Here is a 23,823-nt window from a genome sequence, read left to right as displayed (position 1 = left end):
TCAGCCCTCCAGCAACAGCGGGTTGGCCTCGCGCAGCCGGGCGACTTCATCGCTCGGCGTCATGCCGAACAGCCGTTTGAACTCGCGGCTAAACTGCGACGCGCTTTCGTAGCCGACGCGGATCGCCGCCGTGCTGGCCTTCAGACCGTCATGAACCATCAACAGTCGCGCCTTATGCAGCCGGTACGACTTCACGTACTGCAGCGGCGAGGTGTTGGTCACCGCCTTGAAGTTGTGGTGGAACGCCGAGACGCTCATGTTGACCTCGCTGGCCAACTGCTCGACGTTGATGCTGTCGGCATACTGATGTTCGATACGCCGCAGCGCCTTGGCGATCTGGCTGAAGTGGGTATGCCGATTGACCAACTCCTGCAGCGACGCGCCGCAGGCGCCGCGCAGCACATAATAGAGAATCTCCCGTACAATCTGCGGCCCAAGCACCCGGGCGTCGAGCGGATTGGCCATCACGTCGAGCAGACGCTCGGTGGCGCACAGCAACTCTTCCGTCATTTCCGCCAGGTTCACCCCGTTGCTCTCCGCGCGCGGTTGCATCAGGTAGTCGTCATCGCCGATGTCGATCAGCAAGTCCTGCAGCATTTGGGTATCGATATTGACCGCCAACCCAACCAGCGGCAGTTCCGGGCTGGCGAAGGTTTCGCATTCAAACGGCAGCGGCACCGTCATCAGCAGGTAGTTGCGCGGATCGTATTGGAACTTCTTATTGCCGCAATAGCCGACCTTGTGCCCCTGAAAAACAATGACGATCCCCGGTTCATACATCACCGGCTGACGCGGGCTGTGGCGATCGACATACAAAATCTTCACCCGCGGCACCGGCGACGGCGTGTAGCCGTTGCCGCTGGCGATAGCCATCGCCTGGCGCGCCATGCGGCTGCGCAGCGCATCGATTTCAATCACGGAAACACCCTCTTACAGTCAGAACGATTCGGCATAAATCATAATTTAAAACTCGCCATTTCTACAGCCAGTTGTAGAAATAGGCAAGAACCAAACAGGAATGTGCATTGTGCGTTGCCGCCCGGTTCCTGACAATACGGGCCAGACACCTTTGCGCCACTTTGGCGCCCGCCTGACAGAAAGAGAGAAATCAACCATGCACAACTTCATTCTGCATACCCCAACCAAAATCCTGTTCGGCAAGGACCAAATTGCCGACGTGGCCGGCCAAATCCCGGCGGACGCGCGCATCCTGATCACCTACGGTGGCGGCAGCGTAAAGAAAAACGGCGTGCTGGATCAGGTGCATAGCGCGCTGGCCGGCCGCGACGTGCGGGAGTTCTCCGGCATCGAGCCTAACCCGACCTACGAAACGCTGATGAAAGCGGTCGAGGTGGTGAAAGCGGAAAACATCGATTTCCTGCTGGCGGTCGGCGGCGGTTCGGTGGTTGACGGCACCAAGTTCATCGCCGCCGCCGCCCGTTATACGGCCAGCAACGACGCCTGGCACATTCTGCAGACCGTCGGCAGCCACATCGCCGACGCGGTGCCGATGGGCTGCGTGCTGACGCTGCCGGCCACCGGCTCCGAGTCCAACAGCGGCGCGGTGATCACCCGCAAAAGCAGCGGCGACAAGCAGCACTTCTTCTCTCCGCTGGTGCAGCCGCGCTTCGCCGTACTGGATCCGGTGGTGACCTACTCGCTGCCGCCCCGCCAGATCGCCAACGGCGTGGTCGACGCCTTCGTGCACACCCTGGAGCAGTATCTGACCTACCCGGTCGACGCCAAGGTGCAGGATCGCTTCGCCGAAGGCCTGCTGTTGACCCTGCTGGAAGACGGCCCGCGCGCGCTGGCCGAGCCGGAGAACTATGCGGTGCGCGCCAACGTGATGTGGAGCGCCACCATGGCGCTGAACGGCCTGATCGGCGCCGGCGTGCCGCAGGACTGGGCGACCCACATGCTGGGCCACGAGCTGACCGCCATGCACGATCTCGACCACGCGCAAACGCTGGCCATCGTGCTGCCGGCGCTGCTGCACGAGAAGAAAGCGCAGAAGCGCGAAAAACTGCTGCAGTACGCTGAACGCGTCTGGGGCCTGCGCGAAGGCAGCGAAGACAGCCGGATCGACGGCGCCATCGCCGCCACCCGCGCCTTCTTCGAACAGATGGGCGTGCCGACCCGCATGGCGGATTATCAGCTCGACGGCAGCAGCATTCCGGCGCTGCTCGACAAGCTCCATCAGCACGGCATGACCGCCCTGGGCGAGCATCAGGACATCACCCTGGACGTCAGCCGCCGCATTTATGAAGCGGCGCGTTAATCGCAAAACGGCGATTTTTTGCTAGGCTTTAGTCTCCGCCAGCCATTTTTCGCCGCATCCTGCGCCCGGCCGATCACCGGGCGCAGTCGGGCGCTTCAGCGCCGCCGATCGTTTCGCACCACTCGTCTTACCGCTCATTCGCAGGGAGAGCGGGGAGAAAATGGCCCTCCCGCCACCGCTGAAATTAGGCTGGCAAACCCGGCAACCGCCCATTTTGCCAACTAGAATTTATCTATAGCCGTTTCGGCGCCGCAGGCGCCGCAATCCGTACACAAGGAGATGCGCATGACAACGCAACAACCCATCATCAAACTCCACGATGGTAATCTGATGCCGCAGTTGGGTCTCGGCGTTTGGCAGGCGAGTATTGAAGAGACCACCCGCGCGGTGAGCAAAGCGCTGGAGATCGGTTACCGCTCCATCGACACCGCCGCGATTTACAAGAACGAGGAAGGCGTCGGCGCCGCGCTGCAGTCCAGCTCGCTGCCGCGCAGCGACCTGTTCATCACCACCAAGCTGTGGAACGACGATCAGGGCGATCCGCTGGCGGCGCTGGAAAGCAGTCTGGAAAAGCTCAAGCTGGACTATGTGGATCTGTATCTGATCCACTGGCCGCGCCCGCAGCAGGATCAATACGTCTCCGCCTGGCGCGAGCTGATCAAGCTGCGCGAACAAGGCCTGGTGAAAAGCATCGGCGTATGCAACTTCCATACGCCGCACCTGCAGCGTCTGTTGGATGAAACCAACGTGGCGCCGGTCGTCAACCAGATCGAGCTGCACCCGCTGCTGCAACAGCGCCAGCTGCGCGCCTGGAACGCCACGCACCATATCGCCACCGAATCCTGGAGCCCGCTGGCGCAAGGCGGTGAAGGCGTGTTCGACCAGCCGCTGATCAAGGCGCTGGCCGAAAAATACGAGAAAACCCCGGCGCAGATTGTGGTGCGCTGGCACCTGGACAGCGGTCTTATCGTCATCCCGAAATCGGTCACGCCGTCGCGGATTCGCGAAAACTTCGAGGTGTTTGATTTCAAACTCGATAAAGATGAACTGGGCGAGATCGCCAAGCTGGATGTCGGCAACCGCCTCGGGCCGGATCCGGATACCCTGTAATCTCCCCCCAAGCCCTCTCCGGCCGGAGGGGGCTTTTCCTTCCCGCACATTGCTCCTTTGCGCCGCCTGACGTTATGATGACGACGCCGGAGGCTCCGCCCGCCGGTTAACGCCGTTAAAAAACAGACAAGCACGGAGCACCATGAAATTCTCTTTCTCACACGGGTCACGGCTGGGCATGCTTTGCGTCATGCTGGTGCTGGCGGGTTGCGCCGGCAAGAAACAGCGCGTCAGCTACGATCGCCACGCCTTCGATAGCGCCATCAAAGACGCCGCCAGCGAATACGGCGTAGACGCCAAGCTGATCACCGCCATGATCCAGGTGGAGTCCGGTTTCAACCCCGCCGCAGTGAGCAGATCCAATGCGATCGGCCTGATGCAGCTGAAAGCCGATACCGCCGGCTGCGACGCCTATCGCTACAAAGGCAAACGCGGTTGCCCGGACGATGACGATCTGCGGGATCCCGACACCAATATCGATCTCGGCGCCGCCTATCTGGCCACCTTGCAAAAACAACAGCTTAAAGGGATAGCCAATCCCGTCACGCTGCGCTACGCCACCATCATCGCCTACGTCAACGGCACCGGAGCACTGCTGCGCACCTTCTCCAGCAACCGTCAGCAGGCCATCGCGATGATTAACAACCTGTCGCCGGAGGCCTTTAACTGGCACGTGCGCAAATACCATCCCGCGCCGCAGGCGCCGCGCCATTTGATGAAAGTGGAAGCCGCGTACGAGCAGCTGTGAAGCTCAACAGTGAAAAGGAGAACCCGGGGGTTCTCCTTTTTGTTTACGCATGCGGTGCGGCCGTTACGGCTTGGCTTTGCGAATCGGTTTGCGCGGCGGCCGGTTGGACGGCGTGCGCTGCCGATTGATATCGGTATGTTTGGTCAGCGCCGGCCGGGTATGGCGCTGCAGCCGTTTCGCTTCGCGCTGTTCGTCGATGCTCGGCGCCGGCACCAGACAATCGCGGCGGCTGCCGATCAGGTGCTTCAGGCCCATCTCTTCCAGCGCGGCGCGGATCAGCGCCCAGTTGGCCGGATCGTGGTAACGCAGCAGCGCCTTATGCAGGCGGCGCTGGCGATCGCCGCGCGGCACCACCACGTCTTCGCTCTTGTACCCCACCTTGCTCAGCGGGTTTTTGCCGCTGTAATACATGGTGGTGGAGTTGGCCATCGGCGAAGGATAGAAGTTCTGCACCTGATCGAGGCGGAAACGGTTCTTCTTCAGCCACAGCGCCAGGTTCACCATGTCTTCATCGCGGGTGCCCGGGTGCGACGAGATAAAGTATGGGATCAGGTACTGCTCTTTGCCCGCCAGCTTCGAATAGTGATCAAACAGCTGCTTGAAGCGATCGTAACTGCCCATGCCCGGTTTCATCATCTTCGACAACGGGCCTTCTTCGGTGTGCTCCGGCGCGATCTTCAGGTAGCCGCCGACGTGGTGGGTCGCCAGTTCCTTGATATAGCGCGGATCTTCCACCGCCAGATCGTAACGTACCCCGGAAGCGATCAGGATCTTCTTGATGCCCTCCAGAGAACGCGCGCGGCGGTAAAGCTTGATGGTCGGCTCGTGGTTGGTATCCATATAGGTGCAGATCTCCGGATACACGCACGAGGCGCGGCGGCAGGTCTGCTCAGCGCGCGGATTGGTGCAACGCAGCATATACATGTTGGCGGTCGGGCCGCCCAGATCGGAGATCACACCGGTAAAGCCCGGCACCTTGTCACGGATCTCTTCGATTTCGCGAACGATCGAATCTTCCGAACGGCTCTGGATGATGCGCCCTTCATGCTCGGTGATCGAACAGAACGAACAGCCGCCGTAGCAGCCGCGCATGATGTTCACCGAGAAACGGATCATGTCATAGGCCGGAATGCGATCCTGACCGTAGGACGGGTGCGGTACGCGTTGATAAGGCAGGGCGAAGACGCTGTCCATCTCCGGCGTGGTCAGCGGGATCGCCGGCGGGTTGATCCACACGTAGCGATCGCCGTGTTTTTGCATCAGCGCGCGGGCGCAGCCTGGGTTGGTTTCATGGTGCAAAATGCGCGAGGTGTGCGCATACAGCACCTTGTCGCCCTTCACTTTCTCGAAGGACGGCAGCAGCACGTAGGTCTTCTCCCACGGCTTCGGTTTGGCGGCGCGCACGGTGACAGGCTTGGCTTCCGGCTCTTTCGGCTTGGCGCCGTCGGCGCACGGCAGATCCTCGCCGTACGGGTTCGGAATAGGTTCGATGCGGCCCGGCTTGTCGAGGCGGGTGGAATCCACGCCGCTCCAGCCCGGCAGCGCTTCTTTGCGCATCACCGCGGTGTTGCGAATATCGTGGATATCGCCGATCTTCTCACCGGCGGCCAGACGGTGCGCCACTTCCACCAACGGACGCTCGCCGTTGCCGTAGATCAGCATGTCGGCTTTGGAGTCCACCAGCACCGAGCGGCGCACGGTATCCGACCAGTAATCGTAGTGGGCGATGCGACGCAGGCTGGCTTCGATGCCGCCCAGCACGATCGGCACGTCTTTATAGGCTTCTTTGCAGCGCTGGCTGTAGACCAGGGTGGCGCGATCCGGCCGCTTGCCGCCGACGTTGCCGGCGGTATAGGCATCGTCGTGGCGCAGTTTGCGATCGGCGGTGTAGCGGTTGATCATCGAGTCCATGTTGCCGGCGGTGATGCCGAAGAACAGGTTCGGTTTCCCCAACCGCATGAAGTCTTCTTTATTGCTCCAGTCCGGCTGCGCGATGATGCCGACGCGAAAGCCCTGCGCTTCCAGCATGCGGCCGATGATCGCCATGCCAAAGCTTGGGTGATCGACGTAGGCGTCGCCGCTGATGATGATCACGTCGCAGCTGTCCCAGCCCAGTTGATCCATCTCTGCCCGCGACATCGGTAAAAACGGCGCGGTGCCAAAACATTCGGCCCAATAGGGCTTATAGGAAAACAGTTCACGATCGGGTTGGATCAGGCTGGTGGTGCTCATTCTGCTGCTCTTTTTACAGGTTAATTAATCGCCGGGCGGCGATTATACGCACTAGCAGCAAAAAGAGCATGGTTATTTCGCTAACCGTTCACTTCGAATTCATAAACGTCGCTGCGGCACAAGATATCGCTGAACTCCAGCGCCTCACCCTGAGCGTTGCGGCTGGTTTGGATGATGTGCAACAACGGCGCGCCGCACGGCACGTTGAGCAGTTCGGCGACCTCGTCGCTGCAGGACACCGCCTTCAACAGAAAGTGTTTATCTTCAGGCACGATGCCGCGCGATTGCCATAGCGCATACAGTGAATGCTCCAGCTGCGCCGGTTCGGGCAAGAAGCGCGGTGGTATATAGGTGGTTTCCAGCGAGACCGGGCTGCCGTTCAGCAAGCGTAACCGCCGCAGTTTGATCACTTCATCCCCCTCCGCCAGCCCCAGCGCCGCCGCGGCCTTGGCCGGCGCGCCGACTCGGGTGCGCAGCAGCCATCGATTGCTGACGCGGCTGCCGTGACGCAGCGCCTGAGCGGTGAAACCGCTGTCCTTATCGAGGGAATAACCAATGCGCATCGCCACGCGGGTGCCGACCCCCTGCTGCCGTGAAATCAGCCCTTTATCCTCCAGCAGCTTCATTGCCTTGCTGACGGTGACGCGCGACAGCGCCAGCCCCTCCGCCATCTGCCGTTCCGGCGGCAGAAATGCCTCCGCCGCCAACACCTGCTGCCTGATCGCGGTTTCTATCGCCGCCGCCAGCTGAATATAACGCGGCGCTACCGCCCCCTGCGCCAGATGGCCACGCAGCCAGGCCATAAAATCCGTCATTCGCCCGCCCTCTTGCTTATGCCATTCGTCTGAGTCTCATTGTTATCCTATCGCCTGTCCGGCGATAGGCACCTCACTTTAACTAAAATATCGCTAATGCTTTCAGAGTGGCATCACAATTTTTGCCTAATGGACTTTCATTGGATCTAGATCGCGCGTAATCTGTGCTTATTGATGTTGATACATCAATAGCACCAACACCAGGGACCCACTTTAAAAACAATAAAAAACCCGCTGCCAGCCCTAAAGGATACCCTTGATGGCCGGCAGCGGGCCTATACTGCCGGCGCAAACGGCCGATAATAAGCAACGGAGCTAATGGATAGCCTGCTCACGGCTCATCGCCGCATCACAGGATCCCATCGCGGAGGGCGAAGCGGATCGATGTCGGCAAATAGAAACGTTCCCGCTTCGCCAATCCCCGCTGCAGCCCCACTCTTTGACTACACTCATTGGCGCCGTGCGGCCGACGTGCCTCACCCGATAAGGCGGATACCGCCCTCATTTTGACAGACCCGGCGGCGTCAGCCGCTACACACTGCGCGGAATCGGCGTCTTCACCAACAGCGGGACAGCCGGCCTCAACCGCGCCAACGGAATCGATTTTCAGTCAACTGCGGCGGCCCTCGCGGCCCTGCGCAACAGGGATCATTTGCTATGACCGATATCAATCGCAATGAAGCATGGAAGGTAGAAAGCACCGGTATCGACCGGGTGCCGGACGCGGAACAGACCGGTAAGCCCATCGAGCTGTTTTGGATCTGGTCGGCGGCCAATATCGGTATTCTCGGCGTGGTGTACGGCGCCATCATCGTCGGCTTCGGCTTATCCTTTCTGCAATCGGTACTCGCCGCGCTGGTCGGCGTCGCCAGCTTCGTGCTGGTCGGCCTCACCAGCTTCGCCGGCAAGCGCGGGCGCACCTCTACGCTGACGCTCTCGCGGGTGATTTTCGGGCTGAAGGGCAACGTGGCGCCCACCCTGTTCAGTTGGATCAACCTGATGGGCTGGGAAGCGGTCAACGTGATCACCGGCACCCTGACGCTGGCGGCGCTGTTCGAGGCCTTCGGACTGGGAACCAGCCACCTGTTGACCGCGCTCAGCCTGCTGCTGTTCGGCGGGCTCACTGTCGTCGTCAGCCTGCTGGGGCAAAATACCGTGGTCTGGATGCAGAGCTGGTTCAGCCGCATCTTCGGCACCATGACGCTGATCGTGGTGCTCTATATCCTGTTCAACACCGAGTGGAGCCAGGTGCTGGCGCTGCCTTCCGGCAGCTGGTTGACCGGTTTCCTGCCGGCGGTATCGGTGATCGCCGCCGGCACCGGCATCAGCTGGGCAATCGCCGGCGCCGATTACAGCCGCTATCAAAGCCCGAGCTCGTCGAGCAAAGGCATTTTCGCCGCGGTGATGGGCGGTGCCTGTTTGCCGCTGATGCTGCTGATGCTGGCCGGTATTCTGCTTTCCGTGCAGCTCCCCGATCTGGCCAGCGCCGCCAACCCCATTGCGCTGATAGGCTCGGTGCTGCCCGCCTGGATGGCCATCCCTTATCTGCTGGCCGCCACCGCCGGCATCGTCACCATCGCGGTGCTCAGCCTGTATTCCGCCAGCCTTAACCTGCTGACCATCGGCGTGCAGGTCAAACAATGGCTGGCGGTATCGATCGACGCCGTGGTGGTGCTGGGCATCGCCCTGTATGTGCTGTTCATCTCCGGCGATTTCATGGGGCCGTTCATCTCCTTCCTGGTGTTCTGCGGGGTGTTTCTGGCGGCCTGGGAGGCGATTTTCCTGCTCGATTACCTGTGCCTGCGCCGCCGCCACGGGTATGATGGCAACGCTTTGTACGGCCTGCATGGCCAGAACCGCGGCGTGCGCAAAGCCCCGCTGTTTTGCTGGTTCCTCGGCGCCCTGTGCGGCCTGCTGGTCACCAAAACCGGTTTTATCGACGGCCCGCTGGCCAAAGGCTTGTTCGCCGACTCCAGCCTGGGGCTGTTTGTGTCGTTTGCGGTGAGTCTGATCGCTTACGGTCTGTACCTGACCCAACGCAGAGAACATCAATGAATGAGTGGGAAGCTGTAACACCTGTCCTGGTGATTGGGGGCGCGGTCGGCGATCTGGTGATGACGTTGCCGCGCCTGCCGATCCGCGGTGAAGATATCGAAGCCCTGCCGCAGGCGCGGCAAATCGGCGGTTGCGCGTTCAACGTGGCGCGCGCGCTGACGCGCCTTGAAGCGCCAGTGATCAACGGCATGCCGGTAGGCAACGGCGAGTGGGGCGCGGCGATCGAAGCCGCCATGGGCGAACTGGGGCTGGAGGTGCTGTTGCGCCACGGCCAGATGGACAACGGCTGGTGCCTGGCGCTGGTGGAGCCCGACGGCGAACGCACCTTTATCACGGTGTCCGGTTGCGAAAGCCAATGGAATAAAGCGCAGCTGGCGACCCTGCCGCTGACGGAACACACGCTGATCTACGCCAGCGGCTACGAGCTGGCGGGCGAAAACGGCGAAGCGCTGCGCGAGTGGCTGACGCGCATGCCGTTCGACCAACCGCGCCTGATCGATCCCGGCCCGCGCATCGCCCAGCTCAGCGAAGATTTCTTCGCCATGCTCAGCGACAGCCACACTCTGCTGACGCTCAACCGCGACGAAGTGGCCGCGCTGTGCGGCGCCGGCGACGCCGTGGAGGCCGCACAGCGCTATGCCGCCGCCCGTAATCTGACGCTGATCTGTCGCCTGGATCGCGACGGCGCGTGGATCTGCGACGGCCGCACGCCGCAGCTGCACGTTCCGGCCTATCCGGTAGAGGTCGTTGACACCATCGGCGCGGGCGATGCCCACTGCGCCGGTTTGCTGGCGGGCCTGTCCGCCGGCTGGCCACTGCTGCGGGCGGTCGATCTGGCCAACCGGGTCGCCGCTTGCGTGGTGGCCAGCCTCGGCGCCGCCAATCCGCCGGACTGGCAGCAGCTGCAGCAGCGCTTCCCGCAGGCCTGACGTTTCAGGGCGCAGCCAGCTGCGCCCCCCTGCCTTACTGCGCCGCCGCCGCGCTCTCCTGCGGCGGGTGGCGGTAGTTGAAGCTCAACGCGAACACGATCCCCAGCACCAACGTATACAGCGCAAACACCAGCCAGATGCTCTGCCAGTCTTTCACGCCGTCATGGCTGAAGAAGTCCACCACCTCGCCGCTGGCGAGCGCCCCCAGATAGGCGCCCAAACCGTTGACCATGGTCATGAACAGCCCCTGCGCGCTGGCGCGGATGCGGTGATCGGCCTCTTTCTCGACGAAGATGGCGCCGGAGATATTGAAGAAGTCGAAGGCGCAGCCGTAGACAATCATCGACAGCAACAGCAGCACGAAACCAAAGCCGACCGGCGTGCCGTAAGCCAGGAACAGAAAGCGCAGCGTCCAGGCCGCCATGCTGATCAGCATCACCTGCTTGATGCCGTAACGGCGCAGGAAGAAGGGAATGGTGAGGATAAAGAACACTTCGGAGATCTGCGACAGCGACAGCAGCACCGCCGGATACCGGACGCTGAGGCTGTCCTGATACAGCGGATTGAGCGACAGATCGTGCAGGAACGGGTTGCCGAAGGTATTGGTTATCTGCAGCGCCGCGCCAAGCAACATGGCGAACAGGAAAAACAGCGCCATGCGCCGCTGGCGGAATAACACCAGCGCATCCAACCCCAGCACGCTCACCCAGCTTTTCGACTCGGCCGCGCGGTTGGTCGGGCAACGCGGCAGCGTCAGCGAATAGGCGGACAGCAGCAGCGACGCCGCAGAAGCCAGATACAGCTGCAGATTGCTGAGCTCGATGCGGCTGAAGCCGACCAACCACATCGCCAGAATGAACCCCACGGTGCCGTACACCCGCACCGGCGGAAAATCCCTCACCGTGTCAAAGCCGTGCTTCTCCAGGCAAAAATAGGAAATGGCGTTGGAGAGCGCGATGGTCGGCATATAGACCATGGCATTGAACAGCATCACCCAGAACATCAGCATCGGTTGCTCGACCTGCGCCGCGCAGTACAGCGCCAGCGCCCCGAGCAGGTGGCACAGCGCATACAGATAGTTGGCCTTCATCCACCGATCGGCGATGATGCCCGCCAGCCCCGGCATGATCAGCGCGGCGATGCCTTTGGCGCTGTAGACCATCCCCACCTGCATGCCGCTGAAATGCAGCGTGTTGATCATGTAGGAGCCCAGCGTCACCAGCCAGGCGCCCCAGATAAAGAACTGCAGGAAAATCATGACTTTTAATCGTGTTTTTATCGCCATCGCCATCACCTTGTTATTATGCTTTCAACGATGATTGGTGCGGCGGGCCCCCTGCAGCCCGCCGCCGGTTTGCTTGCGGTGTTACAGTGTTTTGAACAGCTCGCGGATCAGGCGCATGAAATCGTCCGCCGCCAGCGCCGCGCAGCTGAGCGTTTGTTCGTGGGAAAGAGGCGTATCCGACAGCCCTTCGGCGTAGTTGGTCATCGCGGACACCACCAGCACCTTGAGACCGCAGTGGCGCGCCGCCAGGACTTCCGGCACGATCGACATGCCCACCACGTCGCAGCCCAGGGTCTGCATCATGCGGATCTCCGCCGGCGTTTCGAAATTCGGCCCGGTGTAGGCGGCGAATACCCCTTCCGCCAGCGGAATGCCCGCGCTTTCGGCCACCGCCGCCAGCCCGGCGCGCAGATCGCGATCGTAGGCGTTCGCCAGGCTGAAGAAGCGCGGCCCGAAGCGATCGTCGTTGGCGCCGACCAGCGGCGATTCCGGCATGAAATTGATGTGATCGGTAATCGCCACCAGGCTGCCCGGCGCCACCGAACGGCGCAACGAACCCGCGGCGTTGGTCGCCAGCAGGAATTCGCAGCCCAGCAGTTTGAAAGTGCGCACCGCGGTGGTCATCACCTGCATGCCACGCCCTTCATAGAAATGACCGCGCCCTTTCATGCACAATACCGGCACGCCTTCCAGCTTGCCGGCGACCAGCTGCCCGGCGTGGCCGGCGACGCCGCTCACCGGAAAGCCCGGCAGCTCCGCGTAATCGAGGGTGACGGTTTCGGTCATCACCTCCGCCAGGGCGCCAAGCCCGGAGCCGAGAATCAAGGCCGCTTTCGGCTGGAAACCCGGCAGGCGCGCGCGGACGACGTCGGCGCAGGTAAAAGCATCTTCTTGATTAAACATCGTATTCTCTCTTTCAGCGGGGGATAATAAGCCCCATAGTAGAGAGCGAGGCGCGGCCGAGACCAATACATTCTTGGCGGCCGATTTATTCCATTTACCTATAAGTTGAGCTGCGTCACAAGGAGGCGATACCCCGTATGAACCCGCCCCAAGCCCTGCCCGATCCCGGCCGGATTAACTTCCGCCTGCTGCACTATTTCCGCGTGGTGGCGGAAGAGATGAACTTCACCCAGGCGGCGCGGCGGCTGAATATGTCACAGCCGCCGCTCAGCAAGCACATCAAGGAGCTGGAGAGTCAGCTCGGGGTGGTGTTGTTCAAACGCACCACCCGCTCCATGACGCTGACGCCGGCCGGCCGCACGCTGCTGCGCAACGTCGAGCGGCTGCTGGATCAGGCCGACAGCGCATTGCATCAGGTACAACAGATGGGGCGTGGCGAAGGCGGCCACATGGTGGTCGGCATGGTCGGCACCTCGGCCTGGGGCGGCCTGATCGCGGCGCTGCGGCGATTCAGCGAGCGGAGCGCCGGCGTCACCTGGTCGTTGAACGAGCTGACGCCCAGCCAGCAAATCGCCGCGCTGCAAAAGCGGCATATCGACATCGGGGTCTGGCGAGAGGCGCAGCAGCAGACGCTGCCGGGGTTAACCTGCCAACGGTTGGCAAGCGAGAGCATCGCCGTGGTGTTGCCGCTCGATCATCCGCTGGCGCAGCAGGAAAATATCCCGCTGGCGGCGCTGCAGAACGACAGCTTCATCGTGCTGCCGCCGCATGAGGCCAGCCTGGGGCTGTATCTGCACAATCTGTGTCTGCAGCAGGGATTTTTGCCGGACGTCGCCTATCAGGTCAACGAACCGCAGACCCTGCTGGCGCTGGTGGCGGAAGGCTGCGGCATCACGCTGCTGCCGGACAGCTACGGCCGCATCCCGTGGCCCGGCGTACGCTTTTGCTCGCTGCAACAGGCGCCGCCGGCGGATCTGTACGCGGTGTATCGCGCCGACAGCGTCACGCCGGTGGTGCAGGCCTTCCTGGAAATGCTGCGGGCGCCGTAAGCGGCCCGCAGCGCAGATTACATCGTCGGCTGCACCATCAGCTGGCCGGCGGTGCCGCGATCGGCCATCTCCAGCGTCTGGCTGTAATACAGGAACGGGAAGTGTTCGGAGGTAGGTTGGTTGAAATACACCAGCAGCTCGACGTCGCCATCAACCCAGACGGTGTCCTTCCAGCCGCGATCTTCCGCCATCGGCTGCGCGCCGTTGACGCGTTTAATCAGGAACTGCACGCCCTGAATATGGAACGCCTGCGGCGTATCCGCGTGAATGTTCCAGCGTTCCCAGGTGCCTTGCTGCGCCTGTACGTCGATGCGGTTCATGTCCCAAATCGCGCCGTTGATGCCGACGCCGCCGTCGCCCAGGCGGAAATCGCGGGTGCGGCTGGCGCTGCCGTCCAACAGCTGATCCGCCAGCAGGCGCATCGGCAGGTTGTCGGTCACCAGCGGCAGCAGGCCGGTCGGGCGCAGCGTCAGCACCTGGGTGGACACCAGAATGCTCGACGGCTCGAACAGGCCGCGCAGGCGATCCATGATGCCCGCCGCTTCACCGGCGGTGATGGTCACCTCTTCGCCCTTCGACATGTCGATCAGCACTTCCCGGCGTTCGCCAGGCGCCAACGACAGCTGCTGCACCGCGACCGGCGCAGGCAGGAAGCCCTGATCGCTGGCAATCACGTTGAACGGCCGCCCGTCGCTGAGCTGCAGGGTATAGCGGCGCGCGTTGGAGGCGTTAAGCAGGCGCAGACGCACCCAGCCGCGCGACACGTCAACATACGGGTTTTGCACACCGTTGACCAACAGCGTATCGCCGACGAAACCGCCCTGCGACGGTGCATCGTATTGCGGTGTGCCGAAGTTATCGAAGCGTTTGTCCTGAATGATCAGCGGGAAATCGTCGACGCCGTAGTGGTTGGGCAGCGGCAGCGCTTTGCTGACGGCATCTTCCACCAGCCACAGCCCGGCCAGCCCGTTGTAAACGTGCGGCGCCATACGGTTCGGCGTGTTGGCATGGTACCAGCAGGTGGCCGCCGCCTGACGAATGGGCAGCACCGGCGACCAGTCGACGTTAGGCGACATCATGCGCGGCGCGCCGCCCATCAGCGTGCCTGGCACCTGCAGACCGCTGACGGTCATCGCTACCGGCTCCTGCAGGCGGTTGCTGTAGATCAGTTTGACGTCGTCACCGCTGTAAACCCGCACCGTCGGCCCCAGGTACATGCCATTGATGCCCCACACCGCCGCTTTGCGGTTATCCATAAACGCCCAATGGGCGCGCTGCAAGGTCAGGAACAGCGGCTGACCGCGGCGAGACTCCAGCAACGGGGGAATGGGTAACGGGGTCTGCGTTCCGCTCGCCTCAGCCCTCAGCGGCACGGCGCCCGCGCACAGCGCCAGGCCCGATGCCTGTAAAAACTGACGTCGACTGAGTGACATATTTTCTCCATGAAAAGCAATAACTAAACCGTGTGCAAAACCCAAACGCCCGCCAATCAAGATTAGCAGGCGTTCAGGCGTTAACGGCGCTGAACGCCAATTAAAACCCTATTCTTTGAAGCCGGTAGACTCTTATTTTTTGGCGGCGTTGCGCTGGGCGACTTCGGCGTCCAATTCGGCGATTTTCGCCTCCATCAGCTCACGGCAATGGGCCGCCAACTCACGCACGTTTTCTTTGCCGTATTTGCTGGTATCCACCGGCGCCAACATCTCGACGATCACATGACCGTTATTCCAGCGATTAAGATTTATATTACCGCTGGTGGTTGATACACAGATCGGCACAATCGGCACGCCGGCGGCGATGGCCGCGTGGAACGCGCCGGTTTTAAACGGCATCAGCCCGCGACCGCGGCTGCGGGTCCCTTCCGGGAACATCCAGATCGAAATGTCTTTCTTTTTGAACTGCTCCGCCACCTGGGCGATGGTGCCGTGCGCCTTGGCGCGATTATCACGATCTATCAGCAGATTACCGGTCAGCCAATACAGCGGGCCGAAAAACGGGATCCACACCAGACTTTTTTTACCGACGGTCACGGTGCGCGGCTGCACGATATTGGAGGCCGTCACCATGTCGTAGTTATTTTGGTGGTTGGCGATATAGATGCAGTTGCCATTGTTGGCCGCATCGGCCGGCACGCGGGTTTCAACCTTGATGCCGAACAGCGTCGACAGGCGGCCGAAAAGATGGCCGAAGGTCGCCACGTGGCGAGGGTTGCGCGGGCTGAACAAGCAATAAACAGAACCGAAAATACACACCAGAATACAGAAAAGAGTGGCGAGAACGGCACGCAAAATCAATAACATAACAACCTCATTAGCACACTGCCAACGCAGTTTACTTCGCTGCGCAGATTCCTTTACTCATTATTTGCCGGCCAGGCGGTAAGCACGCCGATGTCGCCTGCATTTCTCGCTATTTTCCTGCCAGGCGGCAGTACGCACAATAATTTTATGCGCAGAAATGTTAACTATTTGGAAAATAAACGCCAGCAAAAATAAATAAGGCGGCCACAGCATGCTGCGACCGCCCTTTAACGCCGGCGCCAACGCTTACTCTTCGCTGTCGCCTCCCGACGCCCGCACCGGCGCATCCACTTCGACGCGATCGATGCGCTGCAGGCCACGCGGCAGCTGGGTGCCCTTGCGGCCGCGCTCCGCGCGGAACTTCTGCAGATCCTCCGGACGCAGCGTCAGCTTGCGTTTGCCGACGTACAACGTGACGGACGCCTGCGGCGGCAGCACGAACAGCCAGGCCAGCTTGTCTTCACCGGCTGCGGCCTGCGCCGCCGGAATGGAGACGATCTTGTTGCCCTTGCCCTTCGACAGTTGCGGCAGATCGGCGACCGGGAACATCAACATGCGCCCGGCGGCGGTGATCGACAGCAGCATATCGTCTGCGCCGTGAATTTCCATCGGCGGCAGCGCTCTGGCGTTGTCCGGCAACGTGATCATCACCTTGCCGGCGCGGTTGCGCGCCACCAGATCGTTAAAGGTGCAAACGAAACCGTAACCGGCGTCGGACGCCATCAGCAGTTTTTGATCGTCGGCCGCCATCAGCACCTGCTCAATGGTGGCGCCCGGCGGCGGCGTCAGCTTGCCGGTCAACGGTTCGCCCTGCCCGCGCGCCGAAGGCAGCGTCATCGGATCGAGCGCATAGCTGCGCCCGGTAGAATCGATGAACACCACCGGCTGGTTGCTCTTGCCGCGCGCCGCGCCGCGGAAGCTGTCGCCGGCCTTGTAGCTCAACCCTGCCGGATCGATGTCGTGGCCCTTGGCGCTGCGCACCCAGCCCATTTCCGACAACACGATGGTCACCGGCTCGGACGGCACGAAATCGTGCTCGCTCATCGCCTTGGCTTCCGCACGCTCGGTCAGCGGCGAACGGCGATCGTCGCCGTAGGTTTGCGCGTCGGCCTGGATCTCTTTCTTAATCAGCGTATTCAACTTGCGCTCGGACGCCAGCAGCGCCTGCAGTTGATCGCGCTCTTTCGCCAGCTCGTCCTGCTCACCGCGGATCTTGACCTCTTCCAGCTTGGCCAGGTGACGCAGTTTCAGCTCGAGGATCGCTTCCGCCTGGGTATCGGAGATGCCGAAACGCTGCATCAGCACCGGCTTCGGCTCATCCTCGCTGCGGATGATGTGGATCACCTCGTCGATATTGAGGAACGCCACCAGTAAACCTTCGAGGATATGCAAACGCTTGAGCACCTTCTCGAGGCGGTAGTTCAGGCGGCGGCGCACCGTATCGCGACGGTAGGCCAGCCATTCGGTGAGGATCTCCACCAGCCCTTTGACCTGCGGGCGGTTGTCCAGACCGATCATGTTCATGTTGATGCGGTAGCTGCGTTCCAGATCGGTGGTGGCGAACAGGTGATTCATCACCTGCTCCAGATCGATGCGGTTGGAACGCGGCACGATCACCAGACGCGTCGGGTTCTCATGATCGGATTCATCGCGCAGATCCTCGACCATCGGCAGCTTCTTGGCGCGCATCTGGCTGGCGATCTGCTCCAGCACCTTGGCGCCGGAGACCTGATGCGGCAAGGCGGTGATCACCGCGCTGCCGTCCTCTTTCTTCCACACGGCGCGCATGCGCACCGAGCCGCGGCCGCTCTGGTAAATTTTGCGAATTTCATCGCGCGGGGTAATGATCTCGGCTTCGGTCGGGAAGTCCGGCCCCTGCACAAACTCGAGCAGGTCATCGAGCGAGGCGCCCGGCTTGTCGAGCAGCGCCACCGCCGCAGCGGCGACTTCGCGCACGTTGTGAGGCGGAATGTCGGTCGCCATGCCGACCGCGATGCCGGTGGTGCCGTTCAACAGGATGTTCGGCAGACGCGCCGGCAGCATCTTCGGCTCTTGCAGCGTGCCGTCAAAGTTCGGGATCCAGTCGACCGTGCCCTGGCCCAGTTCGGCCAGCAAGACCTCGGCGTATTTGGACAGGCGCGATTCGGTATAACGCATCGCCGCGAACGACTTGGGATCGTCCGGCGCGCCCCAGTTCCCCTGGCCGTCCACCAGCGGATAGCGATACGAGAACGGCTGCGCCATCAGCACCATGGCTTCATAACACGCGCTGTCGCCGTGCGGGTGGTATTTACCCAGCACGTCGCCCACGGTGCGGGCGGATTTCTTGAATTTGGCGCTGTTGGTCAGCCCCAGTTCAGACATGGCGTAGATGATGCGGCGTTGTACCGGCTTCAAACCGTCGCCAATGTACGGCAACGCCCGATCCATGATGACGTACATGGAATAGTTCAGATAGGCGTTTTCAGTGAATGTGTGCAGCGGTAAACGCTCTACACCGTCATGAGTCAGATCACTCATTACTCAATTATCCTCAGACCGTGGCTTGGCAATCCCTTGGACGACAAAAGGCATCGCTTGTCGATTCTGCCCGCGATAGTAACCCATCTGCGGGGTAGCTGTCACAGTTGGCGCAAGGATCGCCGCCGGCGGCCGGTTGCGCGATGCGGTTTATGCAAAATTTCGCTACCTGGCGGCCTCTTTATTGACTGGCAGTCAACACTGTTGTGCGCTGGATCGCATTTTTACTTGCCTGACTCACGATTACACTCGTCACCAGCGAGATGGTTTCCGCCTTTTCAGCGGGAAGCATGCCATATCTTAACTCTGACGGGAGCCGCGAAAGATGAGCAATATCCTGATTATCAACGCTAAAAAACAATTCGGCCATTCCAACGGCGAACTCAACCAAACCCTGAGCGACGTGGCGGAAGGCTTCCTGCGCGATCTGCAGCACGATGTGCAGGTCACCGTGGTCGACGACGGCTATGACATCGAAGCCGAAGTACAGAAATACCTGTGGGCCGACGCGGTCATCTATCAGATGCCGGGCTGGTGGATGGGCGAACCTTGGATCCTGAAAAAATACATCGATGAAGTGTTCACCGCAGGTCACGGCAGCCTGTATGCCAACGACGGTCGCTCTCGTTCTGACGAAAGCAAAAAATATGGCTCCGGCGGCCTGATCCAGGGCAAAAAATACCTGCTGAGCCTGACCTGGAACGCCCCGATGGAGGCCTTCACCGATCCCGATCAGTTCTTCCACGGTATCGGCGTCGACGGCGTTTACCTGCACTTCCACAAGGCCAACCAGTTCCTGGGAATGGAAGCGCTGCCGACCTTTATCTGCAATAACGTGATAAAACAACCGGATATCGAAGCGGACATCGCACGTTATCGCGAGCATTTGGCGAAAATTTTTGCTTAACTGACGCAGAACATTCTCATCAACGAGGCAGACATGATCACCGTAATCGCAGAAATCAAAGTGAAACCCGGCCACCGCACCACCGTACTGCAAGCCATTGAAAAACTGGTGCCGCTGGTGCTGGCGGAAGACGGCTGCGGCGAATATACGCCGATGGTCGACAGCAATACCCAGGCACCCTGGCAGAAACGGTCGCCGGATTCGGTATTCATGCTGGAGAAATGGGAAAGCATGGCGCATCTGGAAAAACACCTGGCCATTGAGCACATGCTCAAACACCGCGAGACCATCAAGGACAGCGTGCTGGACACCGAGATCTACATCCTGGAAAACGCCCTGTAAGCTCCGCCTTATAACGTCTGCGCGTCGATGTGCGCGCTGACGTAGTCAAGAAAACAGGTGATGCGCGCCGCCAATTGCGTATTGCGGTAATACACCGCATTGATCGGCTGGCGCACGTCCAGCGTCTCCTGCTCCAGCAACGTCACCAACTTGCCGGCTTCCCGATCGCGGCGGGTCATAAAGTCTGCCAGCTGTACGATCCCCTCTCCCCGCAGCGCCAATTGCCGCAACGTTTCCCCGCTGGACGCAGAGATCGTCGGCGTGATGGTGAAATGCGGCGCCTGGCGATAGCGCAACGGCCACTGGTTAAGCGACTCCGGCTGGGTAAAACCGAGCAGACAATGCCGATGCAACTCCTCCACGCTCTGCGGCGTGCCGTGCTGCTGCAGATAAACCGGGCTGGCGAGGATGCGCAGCCGGCTGGCTCCCAGCGCGCGCGCATGAATGGTCGAATCACGCAACGCACCGATGCGAATGGCGATATCCGTGCGTTTTTCCAGCAGATCGATAATCAGGTTGTCGGTGTTCAGCTCGAGCGAAATTTGCGGATAACGTTCTCTGAACCCCGCCACCAGCGGCACGATGACGTGCTCCATAAAAGGTGCGGCCGCATTGATCCGCAGCCGCCCGGCGGGCATTTGCCGGCGCACCGCCATTTGCTCTTCGGCATTTTCCACCGAGCTGATGATCGTTCGCGCATGGTTCAGGAAGCTCAGCCCCTCTTCGGTCAGCTCCAAACGACGCGTCGTGCGGCGCATCAGGGTGGTATCGAGCTTATTCTCCAGGCGGCTGAGCGCGCGGCTGATGCCGGATGTTGTCTGGCCGAGCTGATCGGCGGCGGCGGTGATGGAACCGCTGTCGACCACCGAGGTGAACGCCAGCAATTCTTCGAGCGTGATCTTCATGCATTCCGGCCCAGGTTATCGGGCGCCGCATGAACGCCCTGCGGGAAAGCCGGCCCGGCGTTTCACCGGGCCAGGGTCAGGCTCAGACCGCCAATTCGGCCATGTCGCCCTTGTCTTGCAACCAGTTGCGGCGATCTTCCGAACGCTTCTTGGCCAACAGCATGTCCATCACCGCCAGCGTCTGATCGACGTCATCCTCCGCCACCGTCAGTTGCACCAGACGGCGGGTGTTCGGATCGAGGGTGGTTTCGCGCAGCTGCAGCGGGTTCATCTCGCCCAGCCCTTTAAAGCGCTGCACGTTCGGCTTGCCCTTCTTGCGCTTCAGCTGTTCCAGCACGCCGGCTTTCTCTTCTTCATCCAGCGCGTAGAACACTTCTTTACCGAGATCGATGCGATACAGCGGCGGCATGGCGACATAGACGTGGCCGCCTTTCACCAGCGAACGGAAGTGGCGCACGAACAGCGCGCACAGCAGCGTGGCGATATGCAAGCCATCGGAATCCGCATCCGCCAGGATGCAGATTTTGCCGTAGCGCAATTGGCTGAGATCTTCGCTGTCCGGATCGATGCCGATCGCCACGGAAATGTCGTGCACTTCCTGCGAGGCCAGCACTTCGTCCGAGGACACTTCCCAGGTATTCAGGATCTTGCCCTTCAGCGGCATGATCGCCTGATACTCGCGATCGCGCGCCTGCTTGGCCGATCCGCCCGCCGAGTCCCCTTCCACCAGGAACAGTTCGGTCATGGCCAGATCCTGCGAGGTGCAGTCCGCCAGCTTGCCCGGCAGCGCCGGCCCGCTGGTGAGCTTCTTGCGCACCACTTTCTTGGCCGCGCGCAGGCGGCGCTGGGCGCTGGAGATCGCCAGCTCGGCCAGCTGTTCCGCCGCCTGAACGTTCTGGTTCAGCCACAGGCTGAAGGCGTCTTTCACCACGCCGGAAACGAAGGCCGCGCACTGACGCGAGGAGAGACGCTCTTTGGTCTGCCCGGCAAACTGCGGATCCTGCATCTTCACCGACAGCACGTAGGCGCAACGATCCCAGATATCCTCCGCCGACAGCTTCACGCCGCGCGGCAGAATATTGCGGAATTCGCAGAACTCGCGCATCGCGTCCAGCAGCCCCTGACGCAGGCCGTTGACGTGAGTGCCGCCCTGCATGGTCGGGATCAGGTTGACGTAGCTTTCGGTCAGCAGCTCGCCGCCTTCCGGCAGCCACAGCAGCGCCCAGTCCACCGCTTCGGTGTCACCGGCGAAATTGCCGACGAACGGCGCTTCCGGCAGGGTTATCAGGCCGTTAACCGCTTCCATCAGGTAGTCGGTCAGGCCGTCCTGGTAGCACCAGCGCTGCTCGGTGTTGTTCACCTTGTCGATGAAATAGATCTCGACGCCGGGGCACAGCACCGCTTTGGCTTTCAGCAGGTGAGTCAGGCGCGATACCGAGAAACGCGGGCTGTCGAAGAACTGTTCGTCGGGCCAGAAGTGCACGCTGGTGCCGGTGTTGCGTTTGCCGCAGGTACCGGTCACCGTCAGATCCTGCACTTTGTCGCCGTTTTCGAAGGCGATGCCGTAGACGTTGCCGTCGCGGCGCACGTTGACTTCCACCCGCTTCGACAGGGCGTTGACCACCGAGATGCCAACGCCGTGCAGGCCGCCGGAGAACTGGTAGTTTTTATTCGAGAATTTACCGCCGGCGTGCAGCCGGCACAGGATCAACTCAACCGCCGGCACGCCCTCTTCCGGGTGGATGTCCACCGGCATGCCGCGGCCGTCGTCGATCACTTCCAGCGACTGATCGGCGTGCAGGATCACGTCGATGCGCTTGGCGTGACCGGCCAACGCTTCGTCGACGCTGTTATCGATCACCTCTTGGCCGAGGTGGTTTGGGCGCGTCGTGTCGGTATACATGCCGGGACGACGGCGCACTGGTTCTAGACCGCTGAGTACTTCAATGGCATCAGCGTTATAGCTGGATTGAGTCATCGTTGATTATTTTTTCGTGGTTAAAGGGAGGTGCCGGAACGGTCCGTCAGACCGCGTTTAGCCCTAAAAAATCCACAATCTGGGGGAAGTAGTGATCGAAACCGACGAAGGCGTGGTTTCCACCCGACTCCACCGTTTGCCGACACGCGGTGTAATACGCCACTGCCTGGCCGTAATCGAGAATTTCATCGCCCGTTTGCTGCAGCAGCCAGATTAAATCCGGCGACTCCAAAGGATCGATCTGCATCACTTTCAGATCGTAAACGTGCCGAGACTCTAACACATATTGCTGGCCGGTGTAGGGGTTCTCGTTGGCGCCGAGATAGTCGACCAGCAGCTCAAACGGCTTGACCGCCGGGTTGACCACCACCGCCGGCAGGGAAAAACACTGCGACAGCCAGGTGGCGTAATAGCCGCCCAGCGACGAGCCGACCAGCCCGAGCGTTTGCCCGGCGCGTTCCAGCACCAGATTTTCCAGCATCTCGGCAGCCTCCGCCGGAAAGGCCGGCAGCTGCGGCACCAGCATCTCGATATCGGGATGGTGTTCGGCCAGCCAGGCCTTGAAGGCCACCGCCTTGGCCGACTGCGGCGAGCTGTTGAAACCGTGCAGGTAGAGCAGTGTCGAAGGCATCAGTATCCATCCGAGTCCATATCGGGGCGGAAATCGTCGTTTTCCAGGCGGAACACCTGCGTCTCGACGCGACCGTCCGGCAGCAGATCGAGGTAGCGCCAGCCGGGGGAAACGTCGTCGATGGTGAAGTTCGTGCAGTGCGGCTTGAATTGCACGCAGGTAGACGGCGTCGCCAACAGGCGCCGACCCTGCCATTCCAAATCCAGATCCTGGTGAATGTGCCCGCACACCACGGTATTCACTTTCGGATAACGCAGCAGGATTGCGCCCAGCATATGCGGGTTGCGCAGGCTGTGCTGATCGAGCCAGGTGCAACCGGAAGGCAGCGGATGATGGTGCAGCAGCAGCAGCGTATAGCGCTCGGGGTGAGCCTGCAGGCAACGCTCCATCCACTCCAGCTGGTATTCGCTCAATTCGCCGTGCGGCACGCCGAACACCTGGCTGTCCAGCATCAGCACTTGCCAGTTATCACCCAACAGCACCTGTTTGGAAGGCGCAATGCCCGCGGCGGCCAACGCGTCGACCATCGCCGGTTGAAAATCGTGGTTGCCCGGCAGCCACACGCAGGGGGCCGGCAGTTGCGCGATGCCGGCGGCGAAGTGGCGGTACGCCTCTTGCGAATGATCCTGCGCCAAATCTCCCGTGGCGACGATCAAATCGACGTCGCGGCGCTGCGCCTGGATGGCGTCCAGCACCGCGTGATAGCTGCGATAGGTATTGATGCCGAGCAACGTCTCGTGTTCGCCGGCAAAAAGGTGGGTATCTGTTATTTGTAGAATCCTGACCGCGGCCCCACTCGCCACGGGCAGTTTAAACAGGCTTTCCAAATGGTGTCC

General features: G+C 61.3%; 20 protein-coding genes. 8 read left to right on the top strand and 12 right to left on the bottom strand.

The features are described 5' to 3' along the window. Positions 1-888: an AraC family transcriptional regulator gene (locus tag CRO23_RS03210; RefSeq protein ID WP_156866316.1), complete on the bottom strand. Its 888-nt coding sequence runs from the start codon at positions 886-888 to the stop codon at positions 1-3. Positions 889-1,114: 226 nt separating this feature from the next. On the opposite strand from CRO23_RS03210, the gene yqhD reads away from it, so the two are divergent. The 3 genes from yqhD (at position 1,115) to CRO23_RS03195 (ending at position 4,136) form a co-directional block, all read left to right on the top strand. Next, positions 1,115-2,278, top strand: coding sequence for an alcohol dehydrogenase (gene yqhD / locus CRO23_RS03205; protein ID WP_016930127.1), 1,164 nt, complete (start codon positions 1,115-1,117; stop codon positions 2,276-2,278). Between the two features lie 285 nt (positions 2,279-2,563). Continuing rightward, a complete protein-coding gene (dkgA, locus tag CRO23_RS03200; protein ID WP_060445081.1) occupies positions 2,564-3,388 on the top strand; it encodes a 2,5-didehydrogluconate reductase DkgA in 825 nt (274 codons plus the stop codon). A gap of 142 nt (positions 3,389-3,530) precedes the next feature. After that, positions 3,531-4,136: a transglycosylase SLT domain-containing protein gene (locus CRO23_RS03195; protein WP_016930129.1), complete on the top strand. Its 606-nt coding sequence runs from the start codon at positions 3,531-3,533 to the stop codon at positions 4,134-4,136. Between the two features lie 63 nt (positions 4,137-4,199). On the opposite strand, the gene CRO23_RS03190 is transcribed toward CRO23_RS03195, so the two are convergent. Both CRO23_RS03190 and CRO23_RS03185 read right to left on the bottom strand, forming a co-directional pair. Continuing rightward, entirely contained in the window at positions 4,200-6,368 is a 2,169-nt protein-coding gene (locus CRO23_RS03190) for a YgiQ family radical SAM protein (RefSeq protein WP_004937285.1), read from the bottom strand. A gap of 80 nt (positions 6,369-6,448) precedes the next feature. After that, positions 6,449-7,183, bottom strand: coding sequence for a GntR family transcriptional regulator (locus tag CRO23_RS03185; RefSeq protein ID WP_016930130.1), 735 nt, complete (start codon positions 7,181-7,183; stop codon positions 6,449-6,451). A gap of 657 nt (positions 7,184-7,840) precedes the next feature. Here CRO23_RS03185 and CRO23_RS03180 point away from each other — a divergent pair. Together CRO23_RS03180 and CRO23_RS03175 are read left to right on the top strand one after the other, a co-directional pair. Then, on the top strand, positions 7,841-9,238 hold the full coding sequence (locus CRO23_RS03180) for a purine-cytosine permease family protein (protein ID WP_004937281.1): 1,398 nt from the start codon (positions 7,841-7,843) through the stop codon (positions 9,236-9,238). Next, positions 9,235-10,167 carry a PfkB family carbohydrate kinase gene (locus CRO23_RS03175; RefSeq protein WP_097101377.1) on the top strand — a complete coding sequence of 311 codons (933 nt, stop codon included), beginning with the start codon at positions 9,235-9,237 and terminating at the stop codon, positions 10,165-10,167. Before CRO23_RS03180 ends, CRO23_RS03175 begins: the two co-directional genes overlap by 4 nt. A gap of 34 nt (positions 10,168-10,201) precedes the next feature. Here the strand turns inward: CRO23_RS03175 and CRO23_RS03170 are convergent, their stop codons facing one another. Both CRO23_RS03170 and xapA read right to left on the bottom strand, forming a co-directional pair. Next, positions 10,202-11,452, bottom strand: a complete 1,251-nt coding sequence (locus tag CRO23_RS03170; RefSeq protein WP_028128309.1) for a nucleoside permease — start codon at positions 11,450-11,452, stop codon at positions 10,202-10,204. Positions 11,453-11,533: 81 nt separating this feature from the next. Further along, positions 11,534-12,355, bottom strand: a complete 822-nt coding sequence (gene xapA, locus CRO23_RS03165; protein ID WP_079451636.1) for a xanthosine phosphorylase — start codon at positions 12,353-12,355, stop codon at positions 11,534-11,536. A gap of 137 nt (positions 12,356-12,492) precedes the next feature. Between xapA and CRO23_RS03160 the strand changes: the two genes are divergently transcribed. Continuing rightward, positions 12,493-13,404 (top strand): LysR family transcriptional regulator, encoded by a 912-nt coding sequence (locus CRO23_RS03160; protein WP_049278926.1) that lies wholly within the window; start codon positions 12,493-12,495, stop codon positions 13,402-13,404. A gap of 17 nt (positions 13,405-13,421) precedes the next feature. Here CRO23_RS03160 and ftsP read toward each other — a convergent pair whose 3' ends face one another. From ftsP to parC, 3 genes are all read right to left on the bottom strand, one after another. Continuing rightward, a complete protein-coding gene (gene ftsP, locus CRO23_RS03155; protein WP_004937270.1) occupies positions 13,422-14,837 on the bottom strand; it encodes a cell division protein FtsP in 1,416 nt (471 codons plus the stop codon). A 132-nt stretch (positions 14,838-14,969) separates the two neighbouring features. Beyond that, the gene (locus CRO23_RS03150) at positions 14,970-15,704 is read right to left on the bottom strand and encodes a 1-acylglycerol-3-phosphate O-acyltransferase (RefSeq protein ID WP_004937266.1); all 735 of its coding nucleotides are present in this window, start codon (positions 15,702-15,704) and stop codon (positions 14,970-14,972) included. 246 nt (positions 15,705-15,950) lie between these two features. Next, the gene (gene parC, locus CRO23_RS03140) at positions 15,951-18,224 is read right to left on the bottom strand and encodes a DNA topoisomerase IV subunit A (RefSeq protein WP_016930135.1); all 2,274 of its coding nucleotides are present in this window, start codon (positions 18,222-18,224) and stop codon (positions 15,951-15,953) included. A 325-nt stretch (positions 18,225-18,549) separates the two neighbouring features. On the opposite strand from parC, the gene CRO23_RS03135 reads away from it, so the two are divergent. Beyond that, positions 18,550-19,131, top strand: coding sequence for an NAD(P)H-dependent oxidoreductase (locus tag CRO23_RS03135; protein ID WP_016930136.1), 582 nt, complete (start codon positions 18,550-18,552; stop codon positions 19,129-19,131). A 33-nt stretch (positions 19,132-19,164) separates the two neighbouring features. Beyond that, positions 19,165-19,473 (top strand): putative quinol monooxygenase, encoded by a 309-nt coding sequence (locus tag CRO23_RS03130; RefSeq protein WP_016930137.1) that lies wholly within the window; start codon positions 19,165-19,167, stop codon positions 19,471-19,473. 8 nt (positions 19,474-19,481) lie between these two features. Here CRO23_RS03130 and CRO23_RS03125 read toward each other — a convergent pair whose 3' ends face one another. The 4 genes from CRO23_RS03125 to cpdA all read right to left on the bottom strand — a co-directional run bounded on the left by CRO23_RS03125 (position 19,482) and on the right by cpdA (position 23,814). Continuing rightward, the gene (locus CRO23_RS03125) at positions 19,482-20,378 is read right to left on the bottom strand and encodes a LysR substrate-binding domain-containing protein (protein WP_016930138.1); all 897 of its coding nucleotides are present in this window, start codon (positions 20,376-20,378) and stop codon (positions 19,482-19,484) included. An 82-nt stretch (positions 20,379-20,460) separates the two neighbouring features. Continuing rightward, positions 20,461-22,356, bottom strand: a complete 1,896-nt coding sequence (gene parE, locus CRO23_RS03120; protein ID WP_025304305.1) for a DNA topoisomerase IV subunit B — start codon at positions 22,354-22,356, stop codon at positions 20,461-20,463. A 46-nt stretch (positions 22,357-22,402) separates the two neighbouring features. Beyond that, positions 22,403-22,987 (bottom strand): esterase YqiA, encoded by a 585-nt coding sequence (yqiA, locus tag CRO23_RS03115; protein ID WP_097101375.1) that lies wholly within the window; start codon positions 22,985-22,987, stop codon positions 22,403-22,405. After that, entirely contained in the window at positions 22,987-23,814 is an 828-nt protein-coding gene (gene cpdA, locus CRO23_RS03110; RefSeq protein WP_004937250.1) for a 3',5'-cyclic-AMP phosphodiesterase, read from the bottom strand. The genes yqiA and cpdA overlap by 1 nt, the downstream gene beginning before the upstream one ends. Positions 23,815-23,823 lie beyond the last annotated feature (9 nt).

The sequence above is a fragment of the Serratia sp. JKS296 genome (assembly GCF_900215445.1).
In the GTDB taxonomy this organism is placed as follows: domain Bacteria; phylum Pseudomonadota; class Gammaproteobacteria; order Enterobacterales; family Enterobacteriaceae; genus Serratia; species Serratia marcescens.
This window is presented reverse-complemented; position numbering and strand designations above follow the sequence as displayed.